This window comes from Alkalicoccobacillus plakortidis, assembly GCF_023703085.1.
Classification (GTDB): domain Bacteria; phylum Bacillota; class Bacilli; order Bacillales; family Bacillaceae_D; genus Alkalicoccobacillus; species Alkalicoccobacillus plakortidis.
The window spans coordinates 2,362,046-2,375,065 of the sequence record NZ_JAMQJY010000001.1; the positions used below are offsets into that span (position 1 = coordinate 2,362,046).

General features: G+C 39.0%; 11 protein-coding genes and 2 pseudogenes. 3 read left to right on the top strand and 10 right to left on the bottom strand.

Features of this window, described 5'->3' with window-relative positions; genetic code table 11:
• Window positions 1-311: 311 nt before the first annotated feature.
• The 3 genes from NDM98_RS12465 to NDM98_RS12475 form a co-directional block, all read right to left on the bottom strand.
• A complete protein-coding gene (locus NDM98_RS12465) occupies window positions 312-1,640 on the bottom strand; it encodes a Na+/H+ antiporter family protein (RefSeq protein WP_251608065.1) in 1,329 nt (442 codons plus the stop codon).
• Between the two features lie 111 nt (window positions 1,641-1,751).
• Window positions 1,752-2,285 carry a D-glycero-alpha-D-manno-heptose-1,7-bisphosphate 7-phosphatase gene (locus NDM98_RS12470; RefSeq protein ID WP_251608068.1) on the bottom strand — a complete coding sequence of 178 codons (534 nt, stop codon included), beginning with the start codon at window positions 2,283-2,285 and terminating at the stop codon, window positions 1,752-1,754.
• The gene (locus NDM98_RS12475; RefSeq protein ID WP_251608071.1) at window positions 2,282-3,145 is read right to left on the bottom strand and encodes an MBL fold metallo-hydrolase; all 864 of its coding nucleotides are present in this window, start codon (window positions 3,143-3,145) and stop codon (window positions 2,282-2,284) included. Before NDM98_RS12475 ends, NDM98_RS12470 begins: the two co-directional genes overlap by 4 nt.
• A 120-nt stretch (window positions 3,146-3,265) precedes the next feature.
• Between NDM98_RS12475 and NDM98_RS12480 the strand changes: the two are divergent.
• Window positions 3,266-3,516: pseudogene (locus NDM98_RS12480) on the top strand (GlsB/YeaQ/YmgE family stress response membrane protein).
• A 665-nt stretch (window positions 3,517-4,181) separates the two neighbouring features.
• On the top strand, window positions 4,182-5,717 hold the full coding sequence (locus tag NDM98_RS12485; RefSeq protein ID WP_251608073.1) for a BCCT family transporter: 1,536 nt from the start codon (window positions 4,182-4,184) through the stop codon (window positions 5,715-5,717).
• A gap of 84 nt (window positions 5,718-5,801) precedes the next feature.
• Here the strand turns inward: NDM98_RS12485 and NDM98_RS12490 are convergent, their stop codons facing one another.
• The 6 genes and pseudogenes from NDM98_RS12490 to NDM98_RS12515 form a co-directional block, all read right to left on the bottom strand.
• Window positions 5,802-6,101 (bottom strand): YxeA family protein, encoded by a 300-nt coding sequence (locus NDM98_RS12490; protein WP_251608076.1) that lies wholly within the window; start codon window positions 6,099-6,101, stop codon window positions 5,802-5,804.
• 15 nt (window positions 6,102-6,116) lie between these two features.
• Window positions 6,117-8,039: an ABC transporter permease gene (locus NDM98_RS12495; RefSeq protein WP_251608078.1), complete on the bottom strand. Its 1,923-nt coding sequence runs from the start codon at window positions 8,037-8,039 to the stop codon at window positions 6,117-6,119.
• A pseudogene (locus NDM98_RS12500) lies at window positions 8,036-8,816 on the bottom strand (ABC transporter ATP-binding protein). Before NDM98_RS12500 ends, NDM98_RS12495 begins: the two are co-directional and overlap by 4 nt.
• Before the next feature lie 167 nt (window positions 8,817-8,983).
• On the bottom strand, window positions 8,984-10,021 hold the full coding sequence (locus NDM98_RS12505; RefSeq protein WP_251608080.1) for a sensor histidine kinase: 1,038 nt from the start codon (window positions 10,019-10,021) through the stop codon (window positions 8,984-8,986).
• Window positions 10,022-10,032: 11 nt separating this feature from the next.
• Window positions 10,033-10,716 carry a response regulator transcription factor gene (locus NDM98_RS12510; RefSeq protein ID WP_285803923.1) on the bottom strand — a complete coding sequence of 228 codons (684 nt, stop codon included), beginning with the start codon at window positions 10,714-10,716 and terminating at the stop codon, window positions 10,033-10,035.
• Between the two features lie 181 nt (window positions 10,717-10,897).
• Entirely contained in the window at window positions 10,898-11,227 is a 330-nt protein-coding gene (locus NDM98_RS12515) for a winged helix-turn-helix transcriptional regulator (protein ID WP_251608082.1), read from the bottom strand.
• A gap of 195 nt (window positions 11,228-11,422) precedes the next feature.
• Here NDM98_RS12515 and NDM98_RS12520 point away from each other — a divergent pair, with 195 nt between their 5' ends.
• Window positions 11,423-12,025 (top strand): NADPH-dependent FMN reductase, encoded by a 603-nt coding sequence (locus NDM98_RS12520; RefSeq protein ID WP_251608084.1) that lies wholly within the window; start codon window positions 11,423-11,425, stop codon window positions 12,023-12,025.
• Window positions 12,026-12,429: 404 nt separating this feature from the next.
• Here the strand turns inward: NDM98_RS12520 and NDM98_RS12525 are convergent, their stop codons facing one another.
• Window positions 12,430-12,954, bottom strand: a complete 525-nt coding sequence (locus NDM98_RS12525; RefSeq protein ID WP_251608086.1) for a hypothetical protein — start codon at window positions 12,952-12,954, stop codon at window positions 12,430-12,432.
• Window positions 12,955-13,020 lie beyond the last annotated feature (66 nt).

Here is a 13,020-nt window from a genome sequence, read left to right on the forward strand (position 1 = left end):
CCCTCTCGCATGTAAGTTTGACGTTCTTGCATGTCGGTTTCGCTTCGTCCCGTGTCCGTTTTCCCTCTCGCATGTAAGTTTGGCTTTCTTGCATGTCGGTTTCGCTTCGTCCCGTGTCCGTTTTCCCTCTCGCATGTAGGTTTGGCTTTCTTGCATGTCGGTTCCGCTCCGCCGCGTGTCCGTTTTCCCTCTCGCATGTCAGTTTTACGTTCTTGCGTCTCGATTCCGACCCGCCACTACTCTCCCACGAACAAACAAAAAAGAGCTTCCTATCAGCCAATTTTATGGTTAATAGGAAACTCTTAATCAGATTACAATGTAACGGCTGCAATCCATCCAAAAATGATGAGTGGAATATTAAAGTGGATAAAGGTTGGCACACAGGTATCCCAAATGTGGTTGTGCTGCCCATCCGCATTTAGCCCAGCTGTTGGTCCAAGGGTACTGTCAGACGCCGGTGCCCCTGCATCTCCTATCGCACCGGCTGTACCGATTAAGGAAAGTGTAGCCAGCGGACTAAAACCCATTGCCGCACACATTGGTACAAAAAGCGCTGCAATAATAGGAACAGTCGCAAAGGATGACCCAATTCCCATCGTAATTAAAAGGCCGATCAGAATCATCATGATCGCAGCCAGGCTTTTACTATCACCCATCCAGGCAGCAGATGACTGCACCAGCTGTTCTACATCTCCGGTAGCTCTCATGACTTCCGCGAACCCAGATGCAGCGATCATGACAAAGCCAATAAACGCCATCATTTTCATACCTTCTGTTAAAAGAGCATCCGATTCCTTAAATCGAACGGAACCGCTAAACACAAGGACAATTAATCCTGCAACACCTGCTATAACCATTGAATCCGAACTAATCTGAACAATGACAGTTGCAAGGATTGCCGTTGCAGCACTAATCAATGAATACACAGAATAGGTAATTGTCTCAGCCTCGTCGTTAATCTTTGCTTCTAATGGTTTCTGCTTATATAAACGTGGTTTTCTATACGTGATGAACACAGCTACAATAAGGCCCAAAAACATACCTATAGTAGGAAGAAGCATCGCATATGGCATATCGCTAAGAGACGCAGTCATTCCATTCGCCTCCATATTATCAACAACGATGCCATGAAAAATAGCTCCGAATCCGAATGGCAGGAGCATATATGGCGCCTGCAGACCAAACGTCATAATACTTGCAACAGCACGACGATCCACTGCCATCTCATTTAAGACCTGTAAAATCGGCGGAATCAAAATCGGGATAAATGCAATATGAATCGGCACCAAATTTTGTGACATACCTGAAATGAAAAAGATAATCAGAAAAATCAATACCTTAGGTAATGTCTTAGAACGAATTTCCTCTTTTTTACCAACAATCTTTATTGAGAAATCTACCAATAACTGAGGGAGTCCAGTCTTGGAAAGGGCTACCGCAAAAGCACCTAAAACCGCATAACTTAAGGCGATATTTGCACTATGACCCAGTCCTTCTGTAAAGACATCAATCGTCCCATTAAAACCTAGTCCACCTAAAATCCCACCAGTGAGAGCCCCTATGATCAATGCAATCACTACGTGTACACGTAGTAAGCTAAGTATAATCATCAATAAAACAGCTATAACAACAGCATTCATTATAAACACCCTAACATTTGCTTTAGTTCGATAAATCACTAAATCGAACTTTATCATCTCGGTTAAGTGGCTGTCAACCTTTCTGTGACATAAAGAGTAAATGGTTTTTTATCAACTCTTATGCTGTAATATCCAGGGCAAGGCGCGCTTGAGATCATCAAAAATAACATCTGCACCGTAGGTTTGTTTTGATCTCGAATGAACAAGAACCGTTCTACATCCAGCCTCTTTACCCGCAAGAATGTCTGGCTCTCGATCGCCCACCATAATACTTTGATGGAGATCGACACTGTATTTATCCGCTAATGTATGGAGCATGTGTGCTTTTGGCTTACGACAAGGGCAGTCTGAATTCGGTTTGTGAGAGCAATAGGCAATATCATCTATCATTGCGCCTTGTTTAGCGAGTTTTTCTCTCATAGCAATATGGATCGTTTCTAAGATACTCTCAGTCATATACCCTAGACCTATTCCTCCTTGATTTGTCACGATAAATACGAGAAACCCCGACTCGTTTAAGCATTTTATTGATTCACCTACACCCTTTAGTAAGTAGAAATCACGAGGTTTATTAACAAATTTCACTCTACTAGTTAGAACTTCATTCACTACCCCATCTCGGTCTAAAAACACAGCTTGATTCATTTTAACAACTTCTTATCATTTGTATATTTTCCGTAATCTGGTATAGAAACACGATCAAAATCCTTAATAAGGACTTCCAAACTATCCTTAAATTCTGTACCAAACATTGGCAGACCATGCCCTGGTGCAATAAAATTTGGGTTTAGATGTTTAAGTCTTTCAGCCGACTGCTTAGCTTCTTCCCAGTCGGTTGTAAAATAACGAGGTGGGCCTTGCAGATGCTCAGATTGCGTCAAAACATCATATAAGGAATCTTGTTTAACGGTTATAATCGCATCCGCTGATAATAACGCCCGATCACTCTCACGATATAAGGCAATTTGTCCTGGAGAATGACCAGGTGTATGAACCCACTGCCATTCAGTGAAGCCATCTATTGTCCCGTCACTCGGAAGTACCTTTACAAAAGGGGTTAAATCAATGGATTTATATGGAAAAGCACCTGATAATTTTGCGATCATTCCCCCCTCAACTGACGGATCTGGTTTTGCATAGTCCTTCTCCCCACTTAAATAGGGTAACTCAAGCTCATGGCAGAATAGATTAACACTCCAGTGCTTAGCCAGTTCATATGCCGCCCCTACATGATCGAAATGTCCATGTGTTAAAACGATCATTTTAGGAGGATAGGCATCCCCAAACTTCTCAGTTAAAATGGATAAAATATGATCACTTGAACGACTAATCCCACAATCAACTAAAAACCATTCACTTGATTTTTTTGGATCTCCTATAAAATAAACATTTACTATCTTATCAGTAAAACAAAATATATCGTCAGTAATCGCTTGAAAAAAACCGTCATGTGCCGAGGTTAGCGGTAGGGTTGGTTGAGGTTCATTACTTATATTCTTGTTCATTTCATACTCCTTTTGTATCTAAATATGATTTATCTTAGTTTGGCTTGGAACGACAAGACTATTCAATTTACTCATGTCTACAAAGGGAATGGAGGTCTTGTACAAAAAGAAGAGATTTTCATATTAAGTTTTATTTGGAGTATTATTATTAGTGGATTAATCGGATGGAAGCAGGAGAAATAACTGGTAAAGGCGTTCCATTTGGTATTATTGGTAATATTATTGCCGGTTTTATTGGAGCGAACTTAGGAACAGCCCTTTTAGGAAGCTGGGGACCTTCTTTAGGTGGTTTTGCGATTTTACCTGCTTTAGTTGGTGCGATAATCTTAATACTAATTGTAAGTCTTGTATTAAGAGCTATCAAAAAATAAATGAACGACCTCGGCCCTGTTCCGAGATCGTTTTTGCATTTACTCAAGGATGTGCGCTACGATTGTTTAACACGAGTATGACTATTCACACGTTTATAAAGGGGTTGTCAAATTGAAAAGTAAAGGTAAGCTATTAGCCTTTCAAATCATTTGTTTTACATTCTTCTTTGTTTTACTGTTTGGTATATCATCACAAATTTTAGATGTGTTTTTCTCTAATAGAGGGTTTACTCTATTCCTAAGTGCCGTTTTATTTATTGCTACATTTTTGTTTTCCTCACTGCTCACAAAATTCTTAAGTAATAGAATAAGGATGAAACGCAAGTAAAAGTCACATTCTCACATACCTCTTCTCGTATTATCAAAGATAAAAAAGTAGGGAGCAAATCAATGGATTTGCTCCCTACTTCCTTTAATTAACGACTTTCTAAATAGTTATTCAAGTGCTCTTTTACTTTCTCTGGATCAGCCTGTAAAACGTTGTAATGCAGGTAAGTTTAAAGAAAATCTCTTTCAAAGCCGGTTCTTAAGTACTTCAAATTTTCTTGAAATCAATACACTATCCATGGACTTTTAAATGTTTAATCCTATTTTCCACCGGGTAATTTTCTATTATTTAGTAAGTTTAAAAATTATCGGCGGTGAATAATATGGGAAATAAAAGCATGAAAAATAGTATGGATTTGAAGATAACAATTCCTTCTTTTCTTATAGTTGGAGCTGTTAGCCTTATATTTGCACTCTACACAGATGAATCAACAAACAAGCTTAATGCAATTTTCGATTATATTGTCGAGCAATTTCGATGGGGCTACATCTGGTACGGTGCTCTCATAACCATCGCTGCAATATATTTTTCATTTTCAAAATATGGACAAGTTGTCTTGGGTGATCCAAATGAAAAACCACGCTTTACATTGTTTGAATACTCTTCAATCCTAGTCGCTATGGGGCTTGGAGCAACTATTATGAGAACAGGTATGATTCAATGGAGTGAGGTCGCATCTGATCCTCCATTTGGTTTAGAACCAGGTTCAGCAGATGCTGTTCTTGCTGGTAATTCATATAGTATGTTCTTGTGGAGCTTTCAAACATTTGCAATCTTTGTGATGGCCGCTCCGGCCATGGGATATATTCTTCACGTTCGAAAGAAACCTAAGATGCGAATTTCAGAGGCGTGCCGGTGTATATTCGGTGACTCATTTACTGATGGTCTAGGGGGAAAGGTTCTAGATTCACTTTTCTTAGTGAGTATTCTTTCAGGAGCTGCTGTGACATTAGGATTAGGAACACCAATCATTACATATAATTTAGCTGAATTATTTCAAATTGAAGTGTCTTTTTTGTTAACAGTAGTTATTACTCTCATTTGGGTAACTGGATTTACAATCAGTGCATACGTTGGCATTGATAAAGGTATAAAACGTCTAAGTACACTGAATATGTACCTAGCTTGTTCTTTCGCGATTTTTATTATTATTATTGGTCCTGGCATGTTCATTTTAAATTATTTTACTGATTCCATTCGATATTTGTTTTCACATTATATCGATTTTTCCTTTTACACTAACTCATTAACTACTAACAACACCACTCACATTGAAAGTCATACTGTTTTCTGGTTTGCCTATAACGCCACATGGGCAATGTTACATGGTGTCTTTGCAGCCATGATTTCTAAAGGACGAACCATCAAGGAAATGATACTTACTTATTTATTCGCACCCACTTTACTTTCTTGGGCAGCCACTGGTTTGTTAGGCGGTGTTGGAGTTCAACGATTTATAAAAGGCGACTTGGCAGTTCTAGATTTAATTCAGGGCCAGGAACCTGTAGCTGCTGTACCCGCTATTTTAGCTACTCTTCCAATGTCACAAGTTATAATAGTCGTTTTCATCGTCATCGCGGCAATATTCATGGTAACGACACTGGATTCGACCACTTATACAATTGCAACGTATATGTCTGAAAGAGATATGAGTAAAAATACGCCATCAAGACATTTACGAATCTTTGTCTCTCTTATCATTACTGCTTTAGCACTAACCTTATTGAGTGTTGGAGGTCTGGCACCATTAGAGGTTCTTTCAGGACTAATGGGTATTCCGATCATTATCATTCAAATTTTAACGGTGTATGCTGCTAAAAAAATGATGGATCAGGACCACGCATGGTTAACTAACGTTCGCAAGAAAAAGTAATTGGATTATATAACAAAAAGGCTCCAACCGTCTTCAGACAGTTAGGAGCTTTTTGTGCTATTTTAATTCGATGGCATTTCACTCTCATTTATTAATGTATATTCTATTGTATGGGTCCCTTTGGCGAGCACTCTCACGAATGTGCCTTGATCGAGTCTTGTGCTTGGTACTAAATACCACTCGTTTTGTTTCATTGCTTTCATTTATACCTTTCAAGTTATACTTATATCTTCCGTCATCATCTGAAGGGTCATCTTGCACCTCAACATAGACATATTCCTCCGCAATCATTGGATTAAAACGGTCGATGGTTTCTCGAAAGAAAAAGTATAGGCTCGTAATGACAACGACTAAAACTAGACATGAGATAAGGATCTTTTTCATATACACATTTCCTTTCTATAAAGCACTTTTAACAATGCTTTTGTAGTATTGAACGGTGAACACAGCAAATAGTAAGTAGATGAGAATATACGCTACCATACTAATGATGATTGGTGTGAGCATACTTGAAGCCATGAGAACAGAACCTACGTTAAGAGCAAAAGCAGCGTGTACTAACCCAATGACCAGAGGAATCAAATAAACAAAGAGTTGCTTACGGATGATCCCTTTCATCATGTCGTTCACTTGAAATCCAAGTTGTCGTAGTGTTCGATAATGGGCTTTTTCTTGTTCAGCCTCTGTCATTTGTTTAAAGTACAAAATACTTCCCGTTGAAAGGATAAACACAAAGCCTAATAAGCCAACGATGAAAATGAGGAGCCCAAAGGTTTGAATAGATCCCTCGTATGCGGAATAAAAGTCAGTGATATACTGATCACTATCCACATTCGCTAGAAAAATGTCAGAGGCCGTATCTGATTTCTCCGTATCCAATAATTGAAACACATCAAAGGTCAAAAATTCTGTGTACTCTTCCTCCTGTATCGTGTCACTCAATCTCTCAAAGGTTGCTTCAGAAACAAGTAACTGTTCGCCATAAAATCTGTAATTCATCACGTTTTCAAGCATAAACTCAGAGACTGTTAGTCGATTTGCTTCATCGTTTGATGCGTACTGCACGTCTTTCGGAAATGAAATATCTATTCCTTCTATAATAGCCCGCGTATTATAATAGATGGCTTCACCGTCTGGAGGAATCTCAACATCTAATCCTGCCTGCGCCATCTGCTCTGCCGAGAAAAACATAAACGTTCCTAGACGATGTTCTACATTAGAATCCTGCTCCATCCATGTGCCATCAAATCGTATGGCATCTAGTTGATTTTGATCAAATTCAATTTGCTCCTCTTCCAACCCGCTTGAAATGATAACGGCTTCCTCCTGCATATTTTCTACTGCAAAATCAAAAGGCATCGCCAATCTCACATCTTTTTCGGTTGAATAATATAAGGAGTAGGAAAGTGAAATCATTGTAATCGTCATAGCAGATAATACAGTGATTAAGGTTAACGAATTGGCGTGACCTTTCATTCTGTGCATTAATGGCGCTACCGACAAGCTATTATACAAGCCTAGATTTCCATTTTTCTTTTTTCGAAACACATATAATATCCAGCTTATTGTCGTATGGAAGATTAAATAAGTTCCGAGTATGGTACTAGCGAGAACGACTAACATAAGAAACAACAGCATATCTGCATTGTCTACGATTAAGGTAGACACATAATAACCAACCCCTATTAGAACTAATCCTGTTAATCCTAAAATACCTGAAACGATGCTTGGACGTTTGACAAAGTAATCATTTTTATTATTTGCCTGAAACAATTGCAGTAGTGTACTACGATAAACCGTCCATGTAATTTGTACGGATGTGACAGCAATTAGGCACGTAAAAACGACCAGTGTTTGGATGACTGCTTGACCGGAGAAGGATAAGCCAATGACAGCTTCGAAACCTATTAAGTTCATAAACAGTAAAAGAAAGAGTCGTGAGAGCAAAGCTCCAACTAGCAATCCAATGATTAAAGCTCCTAGACCAAGAATCGTGTGTTCCATGATCAGTACCCGAGCGACCCAAGCCTTAGATAAGCCAATTAACTGATACAATCCAATTTCTTGACTACGCCTCCTAATAAAAATATTCGTAGCGTACATCGTAAACACAATGGTAATGAGAATGAGTAATATTCCAGCGACTTGAAAGGCTGTTGAAAAGTTCACGCTAGCTTCAACCATAGTAACAACGGTTTGGTCATTTTGTAGGGTAGAAAAGATAAAATACAAGCTTATGCTGAAAATCATCGCGAAAAAATAGAGGTAATACATTTTGATGTTTTTTCGCATGCTACGGATCACTAATTTCCGTATGGTCATCTCTGATCGCCTCCTCCAAGAACGGCTTGCATGTCTAGAATGTCCTTAAAAAAAGCTTCTCTTGTTTTATCTCCTCGATGTAACTCAGAGAAAATGCGACCATCCTTTAAAAATACAACACGGTTACAATAGCTCGATGCTAACGGATCATGAGTGACCATAACAATTGTCACTTGTCGTGCTTGGTTAATCTCGTGCATGTTCTCTAATAAATTGGAGGCTGCTTTTGAATCAAGCGCACCAGTAGGCTCATCAGCAAACACAATGGAGGGCGAATGAATTAATGCCCGTGCTGCAGAGGTTCGTTGCTTTTGGCCACCTGAAATTTCAGAGGGATACTTATTTGCTAATTCTTGGATATCCAAGATCTCTGCAATGGAGTTAAACTCTGACTCAGCCTCATCTTTGCTAATTTTTGTTAACGAAACAGGTAGTAATATATTTTCTTTTACCGTTAATGTATCAAGTAAATTGTAATCCTGAAAAATAAAGCCTAAATGCTGGCGGCGAATACTTGAAAGTTGGCTATCCTTCATTTTTGATATCTCATGCTCGTTTATGAAAATACGTCCATCCGTAGAGCGATCAATTGTGGCTAACGTGTTCAGAAGCGTTGTCTTACCTGAACCCGAAGGTCCCATGATGCCAACAAACTCACCTTCTGTCACACGAAGATCAATTCCTTTTAAAACTTGCTTGGGCACTTCCCTTTGAACCAAAGGATTTACGTACCCCTTCAGCCATTAAAATAGTTTTAGGTGTCTTATCTATCGTCATTTCTTACACTCCAATCAAGTTGGTATAGACACAGTATAGTTCTTTTCAAACTCTAGGTCGTAAGCTTTAGATGATAAAACAGCTTTGAATGTGATATTTTTGTCACCTAGACAAATAAAAAGTAGTCAGGTAATAACTATCTCCTGACTACTTCGTTATGGTTCACTTTATAATACTGATTGCCTAATCTGTTCAAATGAATTTTTGCGTGTAAATAGTAATGAAATGGATGTGCCTTCGCCAACGGTTGATGTAACATCAATTTGTATATGTAACTTCTTGCTTATTTCTTTTGCAAGATAAAGTCCCATTCCGGTAGCTGTATGCTGTACTCGACCGTTTTCCCCCGTAAAGCCACGATCAAATATACGAGGTAAATCATGTGCTTGAATGCCCGGTCCATCATCTTTAATGGTTATGACGGTGGATTGATTTGCATCTGTTTCCACGTTAATGACGATTGTCCCATTCGTAGGACTGTATTTAATGGCATTTGTTAGAACCTGTCGCATGACAAATCCACCCCACTTTTTATCCGTGAAAGCGGTAGATGTGGTGTTTCCCGTTATATCAATGGCTATATTTTTTTCCATACACCAAGTTGAAAGCTCCCGTATCTCTTCTCTTAGCAAATCGTTCACTTTCAGCTCTTCTGGCAGTAAGTCTGAGTCTGAGTTGGCTAATCGTGAAATATAAAGTTGGCGGTCAAGTAATAAGTGTATCTTAAGCCAAGTTGTATGGAGCCTTTGAGCTAACTCATTTGAACGATGAGCATCTATCGTTATCTTCATCGCTGTAAGGGGTGTTTTCATTTCATGGACCCAAGATACAAGATCATTATGGTCCATTTGTTGCGTTGATTGATCCTCACGTCGTTTTATTTGATCTTGCTCATAAATGTTTTCTAAAAGGTTATACACAATACGGTCAGGAAACTGATAACGAGGAGCAGGCATACGCTCAAACCAGTCATCTCCCAGGTCATCGGAAAGCGCAAGCAAGGATTTATAATAGGAGGTTTCCTTTTTATATCTCCAAATAAAAAAAACAACACAGGTAGTTAGAAACAACACATTCAAATAAACGATTGAGTAAGGTTCAACCTGAATACCCGCATCAAATAGCAGTAAAGCGTTTGTCAGTAGAAGGACTAACCCCATTAAACCAATCCAACTCTTTTTATAAACAAGATAAGCGATAAACAAATCTGACCCTCCTAAAGTGTGACGGCCATATACCCAAGGCCTTTTTTCGTCACAATTCCATCGGCTAAATTTAAAGAGAGGAGCTTTTGGCGTAACCTTGTAATGTTTGCTGTAAGCGTATTGTCATTAATAAATTGATCATCATCCCAAAGCATTCTCATCAATTCATGACGCGAGATAATCTCATTATTTGATTTAATCAATACGGAAAGAATAAAGAATTCATTTTTGGTGAGGTCAATCGTTTTCCCATCCTTATAGATTCCACCCTTTTTTAAGTCAATAATGGCTTGATTCCATTCAATGACATCGGAGGATGCTTCTTCATACGTATAGGTTCGACGAAGGGTAGCCTGAATTTTTGCAAGAAGGACATCCATATGAAAAGGTTTCTGAACATAATCGTCTGCCCCCAAATTCATGGCCATCACCATATCCATTGGATGATCTCTTGATGAAAGAAAGATTATGGGCACTTTGGACACTGCACGTATTTCTCTACACCAATGAAAGCCGTCAAACTTAGGAAGCTGTATATCAATCATGACTAGGTGAGGTTGCTGCTCTACAAAGTCCTCCATTACTTGAGAGAAATCACTTGGGTTACTTACCTCATATGACCACTGACTTAATCCTTCCCTAAGGGCATCTAAGAGAAGAGAGTCATCCTCAATAATAAAGATATTCATATTCATTTGTTAGCCTCCTTCCTACATACTCACGATTTGAATACAATTTGTTTTTGCATGAACAATTAAAAATCCCTACAAAAAAACTGACATCGTAGCCTGTAAAGAATTAATATATGAGCAAGAGTTAAGCTCTCTACAGAGAAGGAGTTAACTTATATAGTAACGCCTTCTATGACGTCTTTTCTCAGATATGCTCTGATTTGTTTTCTATCTCCATCCACGTCTCGGCATACTTTTCCATTTCTTTCATTATAGGTTCAAGCGCAAGGCCCTTTTCTGTTAATGAATATTCAATCCTAACAGGAGTTTCTGGAATAACATTCCGTTTGACGATTCCTTCAGCTTCTAAATCTTTAAGTCGCTCTGAAAGAACTCTGCCGCTGACAGCCATGGAGGATTCAATATTACAAAAGCGCTGAGGTCCAGGTAAGAGCTGATAAATGATTAAGCCAGTCCACCTCTGACTTAGGATTCCCATTGCTTTTTCAAATCTTGGACAAATTGTCGTATCCATTTCAATCACTCCTCACCTCTATTATATACCCGCTCAGCAAAAAATAAATTACTTTTTATAAAAAAGTTACTTGACACCACTAAGTATTAAAAATATAATTACTTACATAAAGTAAGTTACTTACAAGATTTTATTTGAGTAACTAGACATACGTTTTACAACTTTAGAATATATATCGCAGGCGGTGCATCACACATGAGTTTCTTAAAAAAGTTATTTGGCAATGACCAAAAGGAGGAAGTAAACATGGCACAAGAATCATTGAAGATTGGAATTATCTTAGGAAGTACAAGACAAGGACGCGTAAGCCCTCAAGTAGGAGAATGGGTGAAAAAGCTCGCTGACGAACGTGGAGATGCGACGTATGAAATTGTAGATATAGCGGATTATGAGCTTCCGTTCCTTGGTACAACGGATGGAACAGAGCCAGGAATCGCAGCATGGAATGAAAAGCTAGCTAGCCTTGATGGATTTGTTTTCATCGCTCAAGAATACAACCACAGCATCTCAGGTTCATTAAAAAACGCATTGGACTTTGCTCGTGATGCATGGTATAACAAAGCAGCTGGTATCGTCAGCTACGGTTCAACAGGCGGAGCACGTGCAGCAGAGCATCTTCGCGGAATTCTAGGAGAGCTAAAAGTTGCTGATGTACGCACTCATCCTACACTTTCACTATTCTTGGATTTTGAGAATGGGCAGGACTTTAAGCCACAAGATCTTCATCACGCCAACATCACAGGGATGCTTGATGAAGTTAATGAGTGGAGCACAGCGCTAAAAACCATTCGCAAGTAAATTTTGAGGCGATTTCTTATATAAAACAAAGGCGACCTAGACATGTTTAACATGTTCAAGTCGCCTTTTTGTTTACGATAGTCATTTTTCACCTCTGAACAGAACTTATTTCGCCTTGATTTCACAGCAAATTTCTTGGTTTCGTCACCTTGCTCTTGCTAAAGAACTGATCTTTCTTGGTCTTGTCTTATGCTCTTGGTCCAGCTCCGATCTTTCTTACTATTGCCCTCTTCCTCTTGTTACAGCTCCGATCTTTCTTGGTTTCATCCTCTCCTTCTTGCTATAGCTCCGATCTTTCTTGGTTTCGTCCTCTTCCTCTTGTTACAGCTCCGATCTTTCTTGCTATCATCCGCTTCCTCCTGCTCCATCATCAATCTTTCTTGGTTCCACTCTCTCCGTCATATCTATACCTCTTCCCCGCCAACAAACCCCATCCTTTTCACTTCTTGTACTGACTTCAAATAATCAGTTATCCATTCATCTCTTAATTTTTCATTGGATAGCTCTGGCACTCCCGCAATATAGGTGACTACATGATACAGTCGTTCAAGGTTCATTTCGCCGCCAATGAAACAACCTTTGATTGTTTGGTGATCTTCCGTTTCAAGGACAACGAGTGCTCCAATCGTCAGGATTGTGTCAATATCATCTAAATTATAGCGAGTGCTCTTTTTTGTCAGTAACGAAAACTCCATATCATGAATACTCTCCACTCTACCTTGTAGAAGATAGAGAATCGCTTGATCATAAATTCCATATACTCCTGCGGTATTCTCTTTTGAAGGCATAAAGACATCATGATAGAGCTCTGGGTGATCAAAAGGAATTCGTACTGCTAACAATTTCTCTTGGAAAAAATGATCTACGTCTTTGATGGACCAGGGAGGATATTTACGCTGATAGGTTTGATACATCTGAACCTTTTTCATATGGTAGCACTCCTTAATGTCATATATACCCATTATATAACAAAAAGCCTGTATGACAGATATTCG

What these genes read in the sequence shown, in the direction of transcription:
- NDM98_RS12490 (WP_251608076.1), bottom strand. Translation starts at nt 6,101, where the DNA reads ATGAAAAAGATCCTTATCTCATGTCTAGTTTTAGTCGTTGTCATTACG.
- NDM98_RS12470 (WP_251608068.1), bottom strand. Translation starts at nt 2,285, where the DNA reads ATGAATCAAGCTGTGTTTTTAGACCGAGATGGGGTAGTGAATGAAGTT.
- NDM98_RS12475 (WP_251608071.1), bottom strand. Translation starts at nt 3,145, where the DNA reads ATGAACAAGAATATAAGTAATGAACCTCAACCAACCCTACCGCTAACC.
- NDM98_RS12525 (WP_251608086.1), bottom strand. Translation starts at nt 12,954, where the DNA reads ATGAAAAAGGTTCAGATGTATCAAACCTATCAGCGTAAATATCCTCCC.
- NDM98_RS12485 (WP_251608073.1), top strand. Translation starts at nt 4,182, where the DNA reads ATGAAAAATAGTATGGATTTGAAGATAACAATTCCTTCTTTTCTTATA.
- NDM98_RS12465 (WP_251608065.1), bottom strand. Translation starts at nt 1,640, where the DNA reads ATGAATGCTGTTGTTATAGCTGTTTTATTGATGATTATACTTAGCTTA.
- NDM98_RS12495 (WP_251608078.1), bottom strand. Translation starts at nt 8,039, where the DNA reads ATGACCATACGGAAATTAGTGATCCGTAGCATGCGAAAAAACATCAAA.
- NDM98_RS12510 (WP_285803923.1), bottom strand. Translation starts at nt 10,716, where the DNA reads ATGAATATGAATATCTTTATTATTGAGGATGACTCTCTTCTCTTAGAT.
- NDM98_RS12515 (WP_251608082.1), bottom strand. Translation starts at nt 11,227, where the DNA reads ATGGATACGACAATTTGTCCAAGATTTGAAAAAGCAATGGGAATCCTA.
- NDM98_RS12520 (WP_251608084.1), top strand. Translation starts at nt 11,423, where the DNA reads ATGAGTTTCTTAAAAAAGTTATTTGGCAATGACCAAAAGGAGGAAGTA.